The following is an 18,330-nucleotide window of genomic DNA, read 5'->3' on the forward strand; positions in this document are numbered from 1 at the left end:
ATGACCGGCAGGATCGTGCTGGGCGCCAACCAGTACGGCAAGGCGGAGTGCCGCGTGGTCAAGGTGACGCGGGCCTCGACGGGCTCGGCCGACGGGGGACGCCACGCGATCGAGGACCTCAACGTCACCACCCAGCTCCGGGGCGACTTCGAGGCCTGCCACACCGCGGGCGACAACAGCCGGGTGGTCGCGACCGACACGCAGAAGAACACCGTCTACGCCTTCGCCCGCGAGCACGGCGTCGGCACGCCCGAGGACCTGCTGCTCCGCCTGACCGACCACTTCGTCGACGGCTTCGAGTGGGTCACCGGCTCCGAGCTGTCGGCCGAGCTGTTCGCGTGGGAGCGGATCGCCGTCGACGGGCAGGGTCACGACCACTCCTTCGTCCGCTCCGGCCGCGAGACCCGGACGACGGTGGTCACCCGCGCCGGCGACGAGACCACCGTGGTCAGCGGGCTGAGGGACTGCACCGTGCTGAAGAGCACCGGCTCGGAGTTCCACGGCTTCCCGCGCGACCGCTACACGACGCTCCAGGAGACCACCGACCGGATCATGGCCACCAGCGTCACGGCGACCTGGCGCTACACCGGGACCGACCACGACTACGACGCCCTCTACGCCGGCATCCGCGACCTCCTGCTCTCGACCTTCGCGACCGTGCACTCGCTGGCCCTGCAGCAGACCGTCTTCGAGATGGGAAAGGCCGTCCTCGAGCGGTACGACGAGGTCGCGGAGGTCAGCCTGTCCTGCCCCAACAAGCACCACTTCCTGGTCGACCTGGAGCCGTTCGGGCTGGACAACCCGGGCGAGGTGTTCTTCGCCGCGGACCGGCCCTACGGGCTGATCCAGGCCACCGTGCTGCGCGAGGCGACCCCGTGAGGGTCGACGCCGTCCGGGCCCGGCGGGTCCTGGTCGACGGGACGTTCGTGCCCGCCACCGTGACCGTCCGGCACGGCACGATCGCGGGGGTCGAGCCGTTCGAGCACGACGTGGACGGGATGGTCCTGCACGCGCCCGACACGGCGTACGTCGTCCCCGGGATCGTCGACACCCACGTGCACATCAACGAGCCCGGCCGCACCGAGTGGGAGGGGTTCGTCTCGGCCACGGAGGCCGCCGCGCTGGGCGGCGCGACCACGCTCATCGACATGCCGCTCAACTCGATCCCACCGACGACCACGATGGAGGGGCTGCGGGTCAAGCAGCAGGCCGCGCTGGGCGAGCTGATGGTCGACGTCGGCTTCTGGGGCGGCGCCGTCCCCGGCAACGTGGCGGACCTGCTGCCGCTGTGGGAGGCCGGGGTGTTCGGCTTCAAGTGCTTCCTCGCGCCGAGCGGGGTCGACGAGTTCCCGCCGCTCGACCCGGCCCAGTTCCTCGCCGCGCTGACCGAGGTCGCCCGCTTCGACGGGCTGATGATCGTGCACGCCGAGGACGCCCGGGTGCTGGAGGAGGCACCCGCGGCGCCGAGCCGGGCGTACGCCGACTTCGTCCGCTCCCGGCCCCACGAGGCCGAGCTGGCCGCGATCAAGCAGGTCATCGACGGCGCCCGCGAGACCGGGGCCCGGGTGCACGTCCTGCACCTGTCCAGCGCCCGCGCGCTCGACCTGATCGCCGACGCCAAGGCCGAGGGGCTGCGGCTGACCGTCGAGACCTGTCCGCACTACCTCTGCTTCGCGGCCGAGACCATCCCGGACGCGGCGTCGCAGTTCAAGTGCTGCCCGCCGATCCGCGACGGCGGCAATCGCGAGGAGCTCTGGCAGGCGCTGCGGGCCGGCGTCATCGACACCGTCGTCAGCGACCACTCCCCCGCGACGGCGGAGGAGAAGAACAGGGGCGGCGGCGACCTCCAGCAGGCCTGGGGCGGCGTCTCCGGGCTCCAGGTCGGGTTCAGCGCCGTCGCCGCCGAGGCCCGGCGCCGCAACATCCCGCTATCCAGCGTGAGCCGGTGGATGTCGACCAACACCGCCGACCAGGTCGGCCTGACCAGCAAGGGCCGGATCGCCGTCGGCGCCGACGCCGACCTCGCCGTCTACGACACCGGCGTCGACTTCCGGATCGAGGCGACCCGGCTCGCCCACCGCAACCCGATCTCGGCGTATGACGGGCTCCGCTACGGCGGCCGGGTCACCCGGTCGGTCGTCCGCGGCAATGCCATCGACGTCGAGCGCCCCGACCACGGCTGGGGCCGACAGCTGAGGAGACTCTCGTGACCTCTCCCGTGAACCCACCCCCGCGGCTGCTGATGGGCCCGGGCCCGATCAATGCCGACCCGCGCGTGCTGCGCGCGATGTCGGCGCAGCTGGTCGGCCAGTACGACCCCTGGATGACCGACACCATGACCGAGACGATGGGTCTCTACCGCGACGTCTTCCGCACCACCAACGAGCAGACCTTCGTGGTCGACGGCACCTCACGTGCCGGCATCGAGGCCGCCCTGGTCTCGCTGGTCGAGCCCGGCGACCGGGTGCTGGTGCCGGTCTTCGGGCGGTTCGGCCACCTGCTGGTCGAGATCGCCGAGCGCTGCGGCGCGGAGGTGGACACGATCGAGGTGCCGTGGGGCGAGGTGTTCGACCCGTCGGCCGTGGAGGAGGCGGTCGTCGCGACCCGCCCGAAGGTGCTCGCCGTCGTCCAGGGCGACACCTCGACCACCATGTGCCAGCCGCTCGAGGACCTCGGCGAGATCTGCCGTCGGCACGACGTGCTGCTCTACTGCGACGCCACCGCCTCGCTGGGCGGCAATCCCTTCGAGACCGACCTCTGGGGCCTGGACGTCGTCACCGCCGGGCTGCAGAAGTGCCTCGGCGGGCCGTCGGGGTCGGCGCCGATCACCCTCTCCCCACGGGCGGTCGCCGTGATCGACGGACGCAAGCACGTCGAGGCCGGCATCCGCTCGGACGACGACGAGGACGCGGCCGGCGTACGGATCGCCTCCAACTACCTCGACCTCGCGCAGGTCATGGACTACTGGGGCCCCCGACGGCTCAACCACCACACCGAGGCCACCACCATGCTGTACGGCGCCCGCGAGTGCGCCCGGCTGCTGGTCGAGGAGGGCCTCGACGCGGCCGTCGAGCGGCACGCCCGGCACGGGCTGGCGATGCTGGAGGGCGTCCGCGGGCTGGGGCTGACCGTCTTCGGCGACGTGGCGCACAAGATGCACAACGTCGTGGCCGTCGAGATCCCCGCGGGGGTCGACGGGGACGCCGCACGGTCGGCGCTGCTGACCGACTTCGGCATCGAGATCGGCACCTCGTTCGGCCCGCTGCACGGCAAGGTCTGGCGGATCGGCACCATGGGCCACAACGCCCGGAAGGACGCCGTGCTGGTGACGCTGGCGGCGCTCGAGCAGGTGCTGCGCGGCGCCGGCGTACCCCTGAGCGCCGGAGGCGGCGTGGGGGCCGCGCAGGAGGTGTACTCCTCGTGACCACCGCACGGGTCGTCCTGGACCGCTGCACCGAGCTGGACCGGTTCTCGTCGATGCGGACCGGACTCGAGCGGGTACACCTCTCGACGGAGCACGCCGGCGCCAACGCCGTCGTCGCCCGTTGGATGGAGGAGGCCGGGCTGCGCACCTGGACCGACGCCGCCGGCAACGTCTGCGGGCGCCGCGAGGGCACCGAGCCCGGCTTGAAGGCGCTGCTGCTCGGCTCCCACCTCGACACCGTCCCCGACGCCGGGTCGTACGACGGGATGCTCGGCGTGGTGATGGCCGTGGCCGTCGCCGAGCGGCTCCGCGACGCCGCCCTGCCGTTCGCTCTGGAGATCGTCGGCTTCAGCGACGAGGAGGGCACCCGGTTCGGGAAGGCGCTGCTCGGGAGCCAGGCGCTCGCCGGCACCTGGGACGAGGACTGGTGGGCGCTGCGGGACAAGAACGGCGTGACGCTGCACCAGGCGTTCCTCGACTTCGGGCTCGACCCGCGCCGGATCGGCGAGGCGGCCCGCCGGCCCGAGGAGCTGGTCGGCTACCTGGAGGCCCACATCGAGCAGGGCCCCTACCTGGAGGCGGCCGACGCGAGCCTGGGCTACGTGACGACGATCGCCGGCGCGCGCCGCTTCGCGATCTCGGTGCTGGGCGAGGCCCGGCACGCGGGCGGCACGCCGTACCACCGGCGCAAGGACGCGTTGGTCGGCGCGAGCGAGATCGTCACCGCCGTCGAGCGGATGGCGCGGGCCAGCGAGTGCATCGCCACCGTCGGTCGGCTGCACGTCCGGCCGGGTGCGGTCAACGTGATCCCGGGCCGCGCCGACCTGACCCTCGACCTGCGGGCCGCGACCGACACCGAGCGCGACGCGATGTGGACGGCGATGCACGCCGAGATGGAGCGGCTGTGCGCCGACCGCGGGCTCCGCCTGGAGGTCGTGGAGACCCACACCGCGCCGGCTGCGCCGTGCGCCGCCTGGCTCCAGCGAGCGGTGGTCTCCGGCATCGCCACCACCGGCGACGCCGCCCCGATGGGGCTGTGGAGCCGGGCCGGCCACGACGCGATGGCGGTCGCGGCCGTCGCCGACATCGGGATGCTCTTCGTGCGCTGCTTCGACGGGATCAGCCACCACCCCGGCGAGGACGTGCGCGAGGTCGACGTCGCGCGCGGCCTGGACGCGTTCGAGGCAGCGGTGCTCGAGGTGGCCGCGACGGTGGGGGTCGCGCGGTGAGCCTGCGCATCGACGAGCGGATCGCCGAGCACCACGCCGCGCTCTCCCCGCAGGAGCGCAAGGCGGCCGCCACCCTGCTCGAGCACCTCGACGACCTGGCGACCTACCGCGCGGCCGAGCTGGCCACCCTGGCCGGCGTCTCGAAGGCCACCATGAGCCGGCTCTTCCGGCACCTCGGGTACGCCGACTTCGACGAGGTCCGCGAGCACCTCCGGGCGCTGCGCACCGCCGGTGAGCCGCACCGTGTCGACGGCGCTCCCGACCTGGCCGCCCACGCCGCCCAGGAGGCCGAGGCGATCCTGCGCGCGCTGCAGCAGCCCCGGCTGACCGAGGCCGTGGCCCTGGTCGCCGGCGCCCGGCGGGTCACGGTGGTGGGGTGGCGCAACAGCCACCCGGTGGCGCTGCACCTGCGCCAGCAGCTCGCCCAGGCGCGCGGCGACGTGCGGCTGGCCCCGCTGCCGGGGCAGGTGGTCGGCGAGGAGCTGGCCGACCTGGGGCCGGGTGACGTGGTGGTGGTCGTGGGCTTCCGGCGCCGACCGCGCGGGTTCGGCGCGTTCCTGGCCGAGGCCGCCGGCACCGGCGCGGCGCTGGTGCTGCTCGCGGACCCGACCGCCCGGCCGCACGCGACGCCCGCGACGGTGTGGCTCGAGTGCCCGGTCCAGGGGGCGCTGGCCTTCGACAGCTACGCCGCCGCGATGAGCCTGGTCGGGGCGCTCGCCGACGGGGTGCTCTCCCACACCGGCCGCCCGGCCCGGGAGCGGGTCTCCGCCATCAGCCGCACCTACGAGCGGCTGATGGAGGTGGAGTGATGGACCTCGGCACCGTCCGGTCCTTCCGCCCCGCCCGCTCCCGCGACGACCTCACCCTCTCGGGCGGCGAGGTCGTCGTCGGGGGCGGGACCTGGCTGTTCTCCGAGCCGCAGCCCGGGACCACCGGCCTGGTCGACCTGACCACGCTCGGCTGGGCGCCGTTCGAGCCCCTGCCCGACGGCACCCTGCGGATCGCCGCCACCTGCACGATCGAGCAGCTGGTCGGCGGCCCGTGGGGCCCCCTCGCCGAGCTCGCCCGGCAGGCGGCCGACGGGCTGCTGATGTCCTTCAAGGTGCAGCGCACCGCCACCGTCGGCGGCAACGTCTGCCTGGCCCTCCCGGCCGGGGCGATGACCTCGCTGCTCGCGGGCCTCGGCGCCGAGGCGGTCGTGTGGACCCCCGACGGCGGCGAGCGGCGCGAGCCGGTCGCCACGTTCGTGCGCGACGTGCGGGTCACCTCGCTGCGGCCCGGCGAGGTGCTACGGGCGATCGACGTACCGCCCACGTCGCTGACCGCACCGGCCGCGTTCCGCCGTACGTCGTTGTCGCCGCTCGGCCGGTCCGCGGTCGTCGTGGTCGGCAGCGGACGCACGGTCACCGTCACCGCCTCGACCACGCGTCCGGTGGTGCTCGACGCGGACGACCTCGACGCGGGACTGGCCGCCGTCGACTGCTGGTACGACGACGCGCACGGCGCGGCCGACTGGCGCGCCGCGGTCACGGGCCTGCTCGCCCGCGAGGTCGTCTCGGAGCTGGGCAGATGAGGATCGACGACCGGCCGGTCGACGCGACGCCCGCGCCCGGCCAGTGCCTGCGCACCTTCCTGCGCGAGCAGGGCGCGCTGGCGGTCAAGAAGGGCTGCGACTCCGGCGACTGCGGGGCCTGTTCCGTGCTGCTCGACGGCGAGCCGGTGCACTCGTGCATCGTCCCGGCGGCTCGTGCGGTCGACTCGGCGGTCACGACCGCCGCCGGGCTGGGGAGCCCCGACGACCTCTCCCCTGTGCAGCAGGCCTTCGTCGCGGCGTGCGGCTTCCAGTGCGGCTTCTGCACCGCCGGGTACGTCGTCACCGCCGCCGCCGTCGGACCGGAGGCCGAGGACCCCGAGCGGACGTTCAAGGGCAACCTGTGCCGCTGCACCGGCTACCGGTCGATCCGCGACGCCCTCGCCGGCCGGTCGAACGTCGCCCCCGGCGCGGTCGGCGCGTCGGTCGGCGCCCCCGCGGGCCCGCGGATCGTGTCGGGCCGCGAGCCGTACACGCTCGACCTCCCGGGGACCGACGTCCTGCACGTGAAGCTGCTGGCCAGCCCGCACTCGCACGCCCGGATCACCGCGATCGACACGGCCGCGGCCGCGGCGCTGCCGGGCGTCCACCTGGTGCTGACCCATCTCGACGCCCCCGACGTCCTCTACTCCTCCGGCCGCCACGACAGCCGGCTCGACGACCCCGACGACACCCGGCTGCTCGACGACGTGGTCCGGTTCAAGGGCCAGCGGGTCGCCGCCGTGGTGGCCGACTCGGTCGCCCTCGCCGAGGAGGCCCTCGCCCTGATCCGGGTGGAGTACGCCGTGCTGCCCGCCGTGCTCGACCCGGAGGAAGCCCGGACGCCGGGCGCGCCGCTGGTGCACGGCGAGAAATCCACGATGCGCAGCCGGATCTCCGAGCCGATGCGCAACGTGGTCGCCCAGACCCACGGCGAGGTCGGCGACGTGTCCGCCGGGCTGGCCGCGGCCGCGGTCCGGGTCTCGGGCACCTGGCGCACCTCGCGGGTCACCCACGCGGCGCTCGAGACCCACGGCGCCCGCGGCTGGGTCGACGACGCCGGGCGGCTCGTCGTACGCACGAGCACGCAGGTGCCGTTCCTGGTCCGCGACGAGCTGGCCCACGTGCTCGGCCTCGAGCGCGCGCAGGTGCGGGTGCTGGCCGCCCGGGTCGGCGGCGGGTTCGGGGGCAAGCAGGAGATGCTGGTCGAGGACGTCGTCGGGCTGGCCGTGCTCCGGCTCGCCGCCGCGGGGGTACGCCGTCCCGTGCAGCTGGAGCTGACCCGCGAGGAACAGTTCACGCTGGTGCCCAGCCGACACCCGATGCGGGTGGAGGTCGACCTCGGGGCCGACGCGGACGGCGTGCTGACCGCGCTGCGGCTCGACGTGCTCAGCGACACCGGGGCCTACGGCAACCATGCCGCCGGGGTGCTCTTCCACGGCTGCCACGAGTCGGTCGCGCTCTACCGCTGCCCCAACAAGCGGGTCGACGCGGAGGCGGTCTACACCCACACCGTTCCCGCGGGCGCGTTCCGCGGCTACGGGCTGGGGCAGGTGATCTTCGGGATCGAGTCGGCGCTGGACGACCTGGCACGCGAGCTCGGGATCTCGGCCGCCGAGGTCCGGAGGCGCAACGCCGTACGGCCCGGGGACGGGTTCGTGGTCAACGGTCCGCCCGACGACGACCTGATGCTGACGGAGTCGTCGTACGGGCTGCCGGAGTGCCTGGACCTGGTCTCGGCCGCGCTGGAGGAGGACCGCACCCCCGTTCCCGGCCCGGAGTGGCAGGTCGGCAGCGGACTGGCCGCCGCGATGATCGCCACCATCCCGCCGCGCGGCCACCACGCGACGGCCACGGTCACCGCGGAGCTCGACGGGACGGTCACCGTCGGCGTCGGCTCGGCCGAGTTCGGCAACGGCTCGGCGACGGTGCACGTGCAGCTGGTCGCCGAGGAGCTCGGCGTCCCCGTGTCCCTCGTCCGGCTGCGCGGGTCCGACACCGACGCGACGTCGTACGACACCGGGGCCTACGGCTCGACCGGCACCGTGGTCGCCGGGAGCGCTGTCGTGGCCGCGGCCCGGGAGCTCCGCTCCCTCCTCGCCGCCCGCGAGGGAGCACCGCTCACCGAGCCGCTGGTCGCCCACGGCGAACACCACGGGACGCCCCGCTCGGTCGCCTTCAACGTGCACGGCTTCCGGGTCGCGGTGCACCCGCCGACCGGCGAGGTCCGGCTGCTCGCCTCGGTGCACGCCGCCGACGCCGGCGTCGTGATGAATCCCGAGCAGCTGCGTGGCCAGGTCGAGGGCGGGGTCGCGCAGGCGATCGGCACCTCGCTCCAGGAGGAGGTCCGCCTGGTCGACGGCGCGGTGACGACCCGGACCTTCCGCGACTACCGGGTTCCGCAGATGGGCGACCTGCCCCCGACCCGCGTGCTGTTCGCCGACACGTACGACGACCTGGGCCCACGCGGGGCCAAGTCGATGAGCGAGGCGCCGTACAACCCCGTCGCACCGGCCCTGGCCAACGCCGTCCGGGACGCCACCGGCGTACGACCCCACGAGCTGCCGATGACCCGAGACCGGGTCTGGCGGATGCTGCAGGAGAGGAACCCCCATGACTGACCAGGTGTGGCTGGAGCAGGCGGTCGCGCTGGCCGTCGCCAACGTCGAGGCGGGCGGCGGGCCGTTCGGCGCGCTCGTCGTACGGGAGGGGACGGTGCTGGCCACCGGCCAGAACCGGGTCACCCGCGACCTCGACCCGACCGCGCACGCCGAGGTGAACGCGATCCGCGCCGCCTGCGCCGAGCTCCGCGACTTCTCGCTGGCCGGCTGCACGCTCTACACCTCGTGCGAGCCGTGCCCGCTCTGCGTCTCCGCGTCCCTGTGGGCCCGGGTCGACCGCGTCGTGTACGCCGCCGACCGCCACGACGCCGCCCGCGGCGGCTTCGACGACCGCGAGTTCTACGAGCTCTTCGCCCGCGACCGCGCCACCTGGCCCACCCCGGTGGACGCCGTACCCGTCCCCGCCGCCTTCAGCCCCTTCCGGGCCTGGCTCGACAACACCACCCGCACCCACTACTGACCCCCCCAACCGAGCGCCGAGTCAGCAGCAATGGTGGGCCGAGCCAGCACAAGTAGTGCTGACTCGGCCCACCATTGCCGCTGACTCGGCGTTGCGGGGGGCTAGGCGGTGCTCTGGGACATGCCCATTCTCGCCAGGACGATGTTCTCGACGAGCTGGACGACGTTGTAGAGCGCGAGGGTCACGAAGGTGATGATCGCGACCGCGGCCCAGAGGTTGTCGAACTGGGCGGCGGCGTTGAACTTCGTGATGTTGCCGCCGATGCCCTTGCCGGTCGAGAGCCACTCCGCGAGCAGGGCGCCGGTGACCGCGCCGGGCACGGAGACCCGCGCCGCCGCGAAGAGCGAGGGCAGGGCGCCGGGGATGGCCACCTTGGTCAGGGCCGACCAGTTGCCGCCGCCGTACACCTTGACCAGGTCGAGGCTCTCCTTGCTGGCGCGGCTGAGCCCGAAGAGCACCGAGGCCAGGGCGGGGAAGAGCACCACGATGCTGCCGATCACCGCCACCGAGGCCGCGGTGCCGCGGCCGGTGATCAGGATGATGACCGGCGCGATCGAGACCAGCGGGATGCTGCGCAGCAGCAGGGCCAGGGGCATCACGCCGGCCGACACGGTCCGCGAGACGGTGAAGGCCATGGCCAGCACGGTGGCGACGACCATGCCGACGACGAAGCCGAGGGCGGCGTCCTTCAGCGACTTGCCCGCGAGCCCGAACAGGACCTCGCGGTGCTCGGCGGCCGTGCTGCGCGCGCCCTCCTCGTCGACGAAGAGGTGGTTCCAGACGTCGGTGGGCCCCTTGGCGACGTACTCGGTGATGCCGGAGAAGCTGAGCACGGCCTGCCACAGGAGCAGCACCACGGCCACGGTCAGCACGGCGTTGAACAGCGCGCGGCCGACGGCCTTCGCGAACGGGTGCATCAGCTCTCCCTCCCGGACACCCAGGGCGTGACGAAGCGGGCGAGCAGGCCGACGAGGCCGTAGCCCACCAGGGCGATCAGGGCGCAGAGCAGGAAGACCACCCAGACCCGCTCGGAGTCGAGGTTGCCCTGCAGCCGGATCAGCAGGATGCCGACGCTGCGGTCGGTGGCACCCATGTACTCGCCGAGGACGGCCCCCAGGAACGCCGTGGGTACGGCGACCTGCAGCGCGTTCAGGATCGCGGGCAGCGCCGCGACCAGCCGCACCTTGCGCAGCTGGGTCAGCCGGCCCCCGCCGTACACGCTGACAACGTCGAGGCTGGCCCGGTCGGCCGCCCGGAAGCCGAGCAGCGCGCCGACGACAGTCGTGAAGAAGACCGCCAGCGCCGCGAGCAGGATGGCCGTCTTGGACGGATCCCCCGGCTGGTCGGCGCCGCCGACGGCGACGATCGCGATGCCGCCGACGGCGACCATCGGCAGGCAGTAGCTCACCACCGCGACCTGGACGATGACCGGCTCCAGCCGCGGGACCAGCAGCACGGTGCTGGCGAGCAGCAGGGCCAGGCCGTTGCCCCACACGAAGCCGTACCCGGCCTCGGTGAGGGTGACCTCGAAGGCCGGCCAGTAGGCGCCGAGGCCGTCCTCGAAGAGCCGATGGAACACCGCCCACGGGGAGGGCACCGGCGTGAAGCTGGTGCCCTCGTCGGGACGGAAGGCGACCACGGAGAACAGCCACCAGGCCAGCACGATCCCGACACCGCCGATGATGCCGGCGAGCCAGCCGGGGATGCGGCCCTGGGCGATCACGACTCGGCCGCCGCGCGCCCGTCGGCGCCGAAGAGCAGCTCCGAGGCCCGGTCGGCGAGCGCGTGGAACTCCGGCGTGCGCATCATGTCGGGCGTCCGCGGGCGCGGAAGGTCGACCTCGATGATCTCCTTGATCCGGCCGGGCCGCGGGCTCATGACCGCCACCTGGTCGGAGAGGAAGATCGCCTCGTTGATGCCGTGCGTGACCAGCAGGGTGGTCGCCGGCTTCTCGGTCCAGATCCGCAGCAGCTCCAGGTTGAGGTTCTGGCGGGTCATGTCGTCGAGCGCACCGAACGGCTCGTCGAGCAGCAGCACCGACGGCTTGAGCGCCAGCGCGCGGGCGATGGACACCCGCTGGCGCATGCCGCCCGAGAGCTGGGCCGGCTTGGCCTTCTCGAAGCCGGTCAGCCCGACCAGGGCGATCAGCTCCTCGACGTACGCCTTGTCGACCTTGCGGCCGGCGACCTCGAAGGGCAGCTGGATGTTCTTCACCACGCTGCGCCACGGCAGCAGGGCGTGGTCCTGGAAGGCGATGCCGAGCTCGCTGTCGCGGCGCAGCTCGCGCGGCGTCTTGCCGTCGACGATGGCCTCGCCGCTGGTGGGCGACTCCAGCCCCGCGAGGATCCGCAGGATCGTCGACTTGCCGCAGCCCGACGGGCCCAGCAACGCCAGGAAGGAGCCCTGGTCGGTGTGCAGGTGGGCGTCCTGGAGGGCGGTGACGGGCTTGCCGCCACTGCCCTTGAACGTCTTGGTCAGTCCCTTGATCTGGATGCCGGTGCCCAGCCGGGCACCGGCATCCAGGTTCTGCTCAGTCGTCATGTGTACGACGGGTCGAGGACCCGACCTCAGCCCTGGTAGGCCTTGAGGTCGGGGTTCTCCTCGTAGATCTCGTCGATGAGCGAGGTGTCGAACAGGTCCTCGACCGAGACGTCCCAGCCGGCCGCGGCCAGCGACTCGACGGTCTGCGACTGCAGCTCGTCGGTGATGGTGAACAGGCCGTTGGCCTCGGTGTCCGGCGTGGAGATCAGCAGCTTCGAGGCCTCCAGGCCCATGCCGGTCTTCTTCGGGTCGAGCGCACCGAAGACCGACTCGAGGCCCTCGGCGTTGTCGGAGGCGGCCTCGTTGTAGTACTTCGTGATCAGGTCGACCGTCGCGTCGGTCGGCTGCTGGAAGACGTCGCTCCAGCCCTTGATCTCGGCCGTGAGGAACGCCTTCACCTTGTCGCGGTCCTCGGCCAGGGTCTGGTCGGTGACCGTGAACGTCTCGGCGACGTACGGGACGCCGTTCTCGGCGTACGGCAGGTTGGTGATCTCGTAGCCGGCCAGCTCCACGGTCAGCGCCTCGTTGGTGAGGTAGGCCATGAAGCCGTCGACGTCCTTGTTCATCAGCGGCGTCGGGTCGAAGTCGACCGGCACGACCTCGACGTCCTTCTCGTCGATGTCGTTGGCGGCCAGGATGGCGCGGAAGACGTTGGCGTTGGAGTCCTGCACCCCGATCTTCTTGCCGACCAGGTCCTGCGGCGTCGCGATGTCGGCGCCGTCCTTCAGCGACAGGATGGTGAAGGGGTTCTTCTGGAAGGTCGCGCCGACGATCTTCAGCGGCGCCTCCTCCTCGGCGATCGCGGCGCCGACCGAGGCGGCGTCGTTGATCGCCACGTCGACGGTGCCGCTCAGCAGCTTGGCGACGCCGGTGTCGGGGCCCGAGATCCCGTTCACCGCGTCGAAGCCGGCCTCGTCGTAGTAGCCGTTCTCGTAGGCGTAGAACTCGCCGCTGAACTCCTCGTTCTTGATCCAGGAGTACTGCACGTCGATCTCGCCGTACGACGCGTCGCCGCCGCCGTCGCCACCGGCGTCGGTGGAGGAGGAGTCGTCGCTGCCGCAGCCGGCGAGGGCGAGGACCGCGACGAGCGACACGGCGCTCGCGGCGATGGTGGAGCGCCGGGCCGACAGGCGGCGGGCGCGCGGAAGTGCTGCCATTTCTTGGGGTCCCTCCCAGGAGAGCGTTTCTCGGGTGCGCCGCACGCTAGCCAGGCTGCGTTTCGTGTTCTGACACGTTCGTTTCACCGGTGTAACGATGTTGCCGCACGCGGCTGCGATGCTGACGGCCATGACCAGCCAGGGCGCCCGGCGCCGCTCGATCTTCACGGCCCGGCTCGTGAACTCGGCCCTCGACGGCCAGCAGCCCCGGGTCATCGAGGACCTGCGCCGCGCGATCCTGGCCGGCGACGAGCCGCCCGGAACCCTGATCCCCATCGATGCCGTCGCCCGCTTCTTCGGCGTCAGCCAGATCCCCGTGCGCGAGGCCCTGAAGGTGCTGCTCGGCGAGGGGCTCGTCGAGCACGTCCCCCACGTCGGCTACAGCGTGGCCAAGCTGCGCTTCGCCGAGTTCCGCGAGCTGTACGACGTACGCCAGGCCCTCGAGGCTGCCGCGCTGCGCGAGGCCGTGCGCCACGCCTCCCCCGCCGACGACGAGCTCGTCCGGACGACCCACACGGCCATGGGCGTCGCCATGGCCGCCGGCGACGAACGCGCCTACCACGCCTCGTCGCGCAGCTTCCACGTCGCGCTCATCGCCCCGGCCCGGATGCAGCGGCTGGTGCACATGTACGAGTCGGCCTGGAACATGACCGAGCCCGCCCGCCCCATGGCGCGCGTCGACCCCCTGGGCCGCGCGACCTTCTACGACGACCACGACCGGATGCTCGAGGCGTTCATCGCCCGCGACGCCGACCGGCTGGTCGGTGAGTCGCACGACCACTTCGCGCACCTGAAGGTCGCCATCGAGGGGTTCCGGTCCGATCCGGACGTGTTTCGGGTGGAGTAGGGGTGGGCGGCCTGCTGAATGCTTCACCGGCCGGCCGGTGAAGTTGGCGCTGGGCGGCCGAAGTTTCGGCCTCCCAGCGCCAAGAACCATCCACAAGCCGCGCCCCAGCCGGGCTTTCCACAGGGCGCCGCGAGGGGCGCGTACGCCGGACGGGCGCCGGGGATCTCCTCGGCCATGATGATCCGGTCCGACCACCCCATGCTCGCCCCCGTCCACCTCCGCAAAGAGCTGTTGGCTCGCGGCTTCAACGACCGCGCCATCGCACGTGCGGTCGCCGCCGGTCAGCTGCAACGGCTGCGCCACGGCTCTTACGCCGGCACCGACTCCTGGCGGCAGCTGGACGACGCCGGTCGCCACGGTCTGGTGGCCCGGGCCGTCCTTAGACGGGCCGGAACGGGCGCCTTCCTCAGCCACACCTCGGCGCTCCCGTTCTGGCGCATCCCGACCTGGGGCTTCGACCTGGAGGTCTCCCACCTCACCCGCACGGACGGGAAGGCCGGCCGCAAAGAGGCCGGTGTCCGCCAGCACCGCGGTCGGGTGCGCAACGGCGACATCGAGGACGTCCACGGGGTCCCGGTCGCATCCGTCCCACGTGCGCTGATCGAGCTCACGACGATCGGCAGCGTCGAGGCATGCCTGTGCGCCTGGAACGAGGCGCTGCACCGCAAACTGACGACGGCCGCCGACATCGAGGCCCGTTTCGTCGCCTCCGCCGAGAACTCGGATCCGATGGATCACTGGCCCGGCACCCTCAAGACGGATCTGATGCTGCACCTCGCTGACGGACGGGTCGAGACCGTCGGCGAGTCCCGGACCTTCTTCGTGTGCTGGCAGCACAACCTGCCGATCCCCACTCCGCAGTATGAGATCCGCGACGCGTTCGGTCAGGTCGTCCACCGGGTCGACTTCGCCTTCCCTGACTATGGGTGTGGCTGGAGTTCGACGGACTCATCAAGTACGCCGAGCTCGTCCGCGAGGACGAGGAGGTCAGTGACGTCGTCGTGCGTGAGAAGCAGCGTGAGGACCTGATCCGCGAGCTGACCGGTTGGACGTGCATCCGCATCACGTGGGCCGATCTCGAGGACCCGGAGCGCCTGGCCGAGCGCATTCGTGCCGCTCTCCGGGCCGGCGCCGCTCGCCTGGGCCGCCCTCTCGCATCCTGAGGGCCGACCCCTGAACTGGAGGGGTGAAACTTCGGCCGTCTAGTGCCGGCTTCACCGGCCAGCCGGTGAAGCATCCAGAGCGGCCGGCCCGCCAACACCGCCCACCCAACCGCTATACCCCTATATCTTTCCCGTGACCTCGGCTTCACAGCACGCCACGACGAGCGAAACACCCGCTTCCTAGCGTCCCGGCATCGCCCTCCCCCGCTCGGGAGGCCCCGGACCGAGGAGCAGGATCACCATGACCCAGACCGAGCCCGCGCCGGCGAGCACGCCGGCGTACGATCCCCGGCTGACCAACGAGGACCTGGCCCCGCTGAAGGACCAGCACTGGACCAGCTACAACATCTTCGCGTTCTGGATGTCCGACGTGCACAGCGTCGGGGGGTACGTCACCGCCGGGTCGCTGTTCGCGCTCGGGCTGACCAGTTGGCAGGTGTTCGTGAGCCTGATCGTCGGCATCGTGATCGTGCAGTTCTTCTGCAACCTGGTGGCCAAGCCCAGCCAGGTGGCGGCGGTGCCGTACCCCGTCATCAGCCGAGCCAGCTTCGGCGTCCTGGGCGCCAACATCCCGGCGATCATCCGGGGGCTGATCGCCGTCGCCTGGTACGGCGTGCAGACCTTCCTCGCGGCCGGCTCGCTCACCATCGTGATCCTCAAGCTCTGGCCGGGGCTGGTCGACTACGCCGACAGGACCCAGCACGGGTTCCTCGGGCTGAGCCTGGTCGGCTACGTCAGCTTCGCCATCCTGTGGGTCGCGCAGGCGCTGGTGTTCTGGCGCGGCATGGAGGCGATCCGGAGGTTCATCGACTTCTGCGGCCCGGCCGTCTACGTGGCGATGTTCATCCTCTGCGGCTACATGCTGGTCCGCGCCGACTTCGACATCAGCTTCACCCTGACCGACCGGGAGCTGTCCACCAGCGCCACGATCTCGACGATGCTGGGTGCGATCGCACTGGTGGTGTCGTACTTCTCCGGGCCGATGCTGAACTTCGGTGACTTCTCCCGCTACGGCGAGAGCTTCGAGGCGGTGAAGCGGGGCAACTTCCTGGGCCTGCCGGTCAACTTCGTGGTCTTCAGCCTGCTGGTCGTCCTGACCGCCAGCGCGACTATTCCGGTCTTCGGCCAGATCATCACCGACCCGGTGCACACCGTGGAGCAGATCGACACCTACACCGCGGTGCTGCTGGGCGGCCTGACCTTCGTGATCGCCACGATCGGCATCAACATCGTCGCCAACTTCATCTCCCCCGCGTTCGACTTCTCCAACGTCGCCCCGCAGAGGATCAGCTGGCGGATGGGCGGGATGATCGCGGCCGTCGGCTCGGTCCTGCTCACCCCCTGGAACTGGTACGACGACCCCGACGCCATCTTCTGGACCCTCGGCATCCTGGGCGCGCTGATCGGCCCGCTGTTCGGCATCCTGATCGCCGACTACTACCTCGTCCGCCAGCAGCAGGTCGACGTCGACGACCTGTTCACGCTCGACGAGGACGGCCAGTACTACTACCGCAAGGGCTACAACCCGGCCGCGGTCGGCTCGGTGGCCGTGTCCGGCGTGATCGCCATCCTCAGCGTGGTGATCCCCAAGGAGCTCGACGTCGTCACCTGGCTGCCCGACTACAGCTGGTTCCTCGGCTGCGCCCTCGGCTTCGCGACCTACTACCTGGCCGCGCACCGGCTCGACGTCGCCGGCGTCCGCACGGGTGGTCGCGGGGAGGTCGCCGCCCGGTGAGGATCCTGGTCGTCAACCCGAACACCACGGCGTCGATGACCGCCCTGATCGAGGAGTGCGCCCGGGCCGTCGCCGGCCCGGGCGTCTCCGTCGACGCGGTCAACCCGGCGACCGGACCGGTCTCGATCGAGAGCCACTACGACGACGCGCTCGCCGTCCCGGGCCTGCTGGCCGAGATCGCCGCCGGCGAGGACCAGGGGTACGACGGCTACGTCATCGCGTGCTTCGGCGACCCGGGTCTGCTGGCCGCCCGCGAGCTGGCCACCGGGCCGGTCGTCGGGATCGCCGAGGCGGCGATGCGCACGGCGTCGTACCTCGGGCGGTCGTTCAGCGTCGTGACCACCCTGGCCCGGACCGTGGGCCACACCCGCGACCTCACGCACGCGTACGGCGTCGCGGCCCAGTGCGCCGGCGTGCACGCGTGCGAGATCCCGGTGGTCGAGCTGGAGACCGACCCGCTCGCCCGGGCGACGGTGCTCGCGGCCTGCGAGGCGGCGCTGGCGCGGGACGGCTCGGACGTCCTGGTGCTCGGCTGCGCCGGGATGGCCGACCTGGCCGACCGCGTCTCGCGCGAGCTCGGCGTACCGGTCGTCGACGGGGTGGTCGCCGCGACCCTGGAGGTCGAGAAGCTGGTCCGTCTCGGCCTGCGCACCAGCACCCGCGGCGAGTTCGCCCCGCCGCCGGTCAAGGAGCGGATCGGGGCCTAGGGAGCCGTGACGTAGAGCTTGCGGAGCGTCTCGGTCACGGTCCACACCGTCCGGTCCCCGGCTCGCAGGCGTACGACGACGCCCGGCGCCAGCGTGAGCACCGACCCGTCCTCGAAGGCCACGGTCCCGGCGCCGGCCAGCACCACGAACACCTCGTCGGCCTCGGTGTCGCGGTCCTCGCCCGGCGCCATCTCCCACAGCCCGATCCCGGCACCGCCGAGGTCGGCGAGCTCGGCGAGCCCGAAGCCGGGGCGAAGCGGGTCGAGGTCGTGGGTGCGGGCGTCGGTGCTGAGGATCCGGGTCACGCGCCGACCCTAGTGGCCGGCGTCGGCGATCGTCTGGGCCGCCGTCGCGAGGTCCTCGACGCCGCGGGTGAGCACCTCGGGGCGGTCGGTGGTGAGGTCGAGGTGGAACCCGTAGAGCGCCGAGTCGACCAGGGTGATGATCCGGGCCACCCGCTCGCGCGGGGCGCCGCAGCGCACGAGGTACTCCTGCAGCGCCTGCGCCCACAGCTCGTTGCCGGCGCGGGCGCTGGACAGGTAGGGCTCCTGCCCGATCAGGCCGCTCGCCGCGGCCTGGCAGTAGAGGTCGAGGCAGGCCTTGAACGGCGGCCCCTGGTAGGCCGCCCACAGCGCGAGCACGCCCCGTCGTACGTCGGCCTCCGCCGGCAGGGCGTGCACCGCGGCGGTCGAGCGCTCGGTGCTGCGCGCGACGACGGCCGAGACCAGCGCGTCCCGGCTCTCGAAGTGGTAGATGAGCATCCGGTCGCTGGTCCCGATCGCCGCGGCCACGGGACGCAGGGTCAGGCCGATCAGCCCGTGCTCGTAGACGTAGTCGGTGACCTGCTCGAGCAGCTCCTCGCGACGGTCCATCCTC

At 72.3% G+C, this 18,330-nt stretch carries 18 protein-coding genes; 12 read left to right on the forward strand and 6 right to left on the reverse strand.

The window, feature by feature from the left end:
- The 8 genes from pucL to V7S47_RS05785 are packed head-to-tail and all read left to right on the forward strand — an operon-like array spanning position 1 to position 9,304.
- The gene (gene pucL / locus V7S47_RS05750; RefSeq protein WP_336560664.1) at positions 1-879 is read left to right on the forward strand and encodes a factor-independent urate hydroxylase; all 879 of its coding nucleotides are present in this window, start codon (positions 1-3) and stop codon (positions 877-879) included.
- Complete coding sequence (allB, locus tag V7S47_RS05755; RefSeq protein ID WP_336560665.1) at positions 876-2,210, forward strand: allantoinase AllB; 1,335 nt, start codon at positions 876-878, stop codon at positions 2,208-2,210. Before pucL ends, allB begins: the two co-directional genes overlap by 4 nt.
- The gene (locus V7S47_RS05760; protein ID WP_336560666.1) at positions 2,207-3,424 is read left to right on the forward strand and encodes a pyridoxal-phosphate-dependent aminotransferase family protein; all 1,218 of its coding nucleotides are present in this window, start codon (positions 2,207-2,209) and stop codon (positions 3,422-3,424) included. The genes allB and V7S47_RS05760 overlap by 4 nt, the downstream gene beginning before the upstream one ends.
- Entirely contained in the window at positions 3,421-4,653 is a 1,233-nt protein-coding gene (locus V7S47_RS05765) for an allantoate amidohydrolase (protein ID WP_336560667.1), read from the forward strand. Before V7S47_RS05760 ends, V7S47_RS05765 begins: the two co-directional genes overlap by 4 nt.
- Positions 4,650-5,462, forward strand: coding sequence for a MurR/RpiR family transcriptional regulator (locus tag V7S47_RS05770; protein ID WP_336560668.1), 813 nt, complete (start codon positions 4,650-4,652; stop codon positions 5,460-5,462). Before V7S47_RS05765 ends, V7S47_RS05770 begins: the two co-directional genes overlap by 4 nt.
- Entirely contained in the window at positions 5,462-6,226 is a 765-nt protein-coding gene (locus V7S47_RS05775; RefSeq protein ID WP_336560669.1) for an FAD binding domain-containing protein, read from the forward strand. Before V7S47_RS05770 ends, V7S47_RS05775 begins: the two co-directional genes overlap by 1 nt.
- The gene (locus V7S47_RS05780; protein ID WP_336560670.1) at positions 6,223-8,844 is read left to right on the forward strand and encodes a molybdopterin-dependent oxidoreductase; all 2,622 of its coding nucleotides are present in this window, start codon (positions 6,223-6,225) and stop codon (positions 8,842-8,844) included. The genes V7S47_RS05775 and V7S47_RS05780 overlap by 4 nt, the downstream gene beginning before the upstream one ends.
- The gene (locus tag V7S47_RS05785) at positions 8,837-9,304 is read left to right on the forward strand and encodes a nucleoside deaminase (RefSeq protein ID WP_336560671.1); all 468 of its coding nucleotides are present in this window, start codon (positions 8,837-8,839) and stop codon (positions 9,302-9,304) included. The genes V7S47_RS05780 and V7S47_RS05785 overlap by 8 nt, the downstream gene beginning before the upstream one ends.
- A gap of 101 nt (positions 9,305-9,405) precedes the next feature.
- Here V7S47_RS05785 and V7S47_RS05790 read toward each other — a convergent pair whose 3' ends face one another.
- From V7S47_RS05790 to V7S47_RS05805, 4 genes are read right to left on the reverse strand one after another with little or no spacing between them, the layout of a single operon-like run.
- Positions 9,406-10,221 carry an ABC transporter permease gene (locus tag V7S47_RS05790; RefSeq protein WP_090857997.1) on the reverse strand — a complete coding sequence of 272 codons (816 nt, stop codon included), beginning with the start codon at positions 10,219-10,221 and terminating at the stop codon, positions 9,406-9,408.
- Complete coding sequence (locus V7S47_RS05795; protein WP_244509428.1) at positions 10,221-11,027, reverse strand: ABC transporter permease; 807 nt, start codon at positions 11,025-11,027, stop codon at positions 10,221-10,223. Before V7S47_RS05795 ends, V7S47_RS05790 begins: the two co-directional genes overlap by 1 nt.
- On the reverse strand, positions 11,024-11,845 hold the full coding sequence (locus V7S47_RS05800) for an ABC transporter ATP-binding protein (protein WP_336560672.1): 822 nt from the start codon (positions 11,843-11,845) through the stop codon (positions 11,024-11,026). Before V7S47_RS05800 ends, V7S47_RS05795 begins: the two co-directional genes overlap by 4 nt.
- Positions 11,846-11,871: 26 nt before the next feature.
- A complete protein-coding gene (locus tag V7S47_RS05805) occupies positions 11,872-13,002 on the reverse strand; it encodes an ABC transporter substrate-binding protein (RefSeq protein WP_336560673.1) in 1,131 nt (376 codons plus the stop codon).
- A gap of 130 nt (positions 13,003-13,132) precedes the next feature.
- Here V7S47_RS05805 and V7S47_RS05810 point away from each other — a divergent pair, with 130 nt between their 5' ends.
- From V7S47_RS05810 to V7S47_RS05825, 4 genes are all read left to right on the forward strand, one after another.
- Positions 13,133-13,849, forward strand: coding sequence for a GntR family transcriptional regulator (locus tag V7S47_RS05810; RefSeq protein ID WP_336560674.1), 717 nt, complete (start codon positions 13,133-13,135; stop codon positions 13,847-13,849).
- Between the two features lie 18 nt (positions 13,850-13,867).
- Positions 13,868-14,878, forward strand: a complete 1,011-nt coding sequence (locus tag V7S47_RS05815; RefSeq protein WP_336560675.1) for a type IV toxin-antitoxin system AbiEi family antitoxin domain-containing protein — start codon at positions 13,868-13,870, stop codon at positions 14,876-14,878.
- Positions 14,879-15,253: 375 nt separating this feature from the next.
- Positions 15,254-16,747, forward strand: coding sequence for an NCS1 family nucleobase:cation symporter-1 (locus V7S47_RS05820; protein ID WP_336560676.1), 1,494 nt, complete (start codon positions 15,254-15,256; stop codon positions 16,745-16,747).
- Positions 16,744-17,454 carry an aspartate/glutamate racemase family protein gene (locus V7S47_RS05825; RefSeq protein ID WP_336560677.1) on the forward strand — a complete coding sequence of 237 codons (711 nt, stop codon included), beginning with the start codon at positions 16,744-16,746 and terminating at the stop codon, positions 17,452-17,454. Before V7S47_RS05820 ends, V7S47_RS05825 begins: the two co-directional genes overlap by 4 nt.
- Here V7S47_RS05825 and V7S47_RS05830 read toward each other — a convergent pair.
- Complete coding sequence (locus V7S47_RS05830; protein WP_336560678.1) at positions 17,451-17,759, reverse strand: cupin domain-containing protein; 309 nt, start codon at positions 17,757-17,759, stop codon at positions 17,451-17,453. The two genes, V7S47_RS05825 and V7S47_RS05830, sit on opposite strands and share 4 nt — an antisense overlap.
- A 9-nt stretch (positions 17,760-17,768) precedes the next feature.
- Complete coding sequence (locus tag V7S47_RS05835) at positions 17,769-18,326, reverse strand: TetR/AcrR family transcriptional regulator (protein WP_336560679.1); 558 nt, start codon at positions 18,324-18,326, stop codon at positions 17,769-17,771.
- Positions 18,327-18,330 lie beyond the last annotated feature (4 nt).

Origin of the sequence: Nocardioides sp. CCNWLW216, from assembly GCF_037120545.1 — a bacterium.
GTDB classification, from domain to species: Bacteria; Actinomycetota; Actinomycetes; order Propionibacteriales; family Nocardioidaceae; genus Nocardioides; species Nocardioides lianchengensis.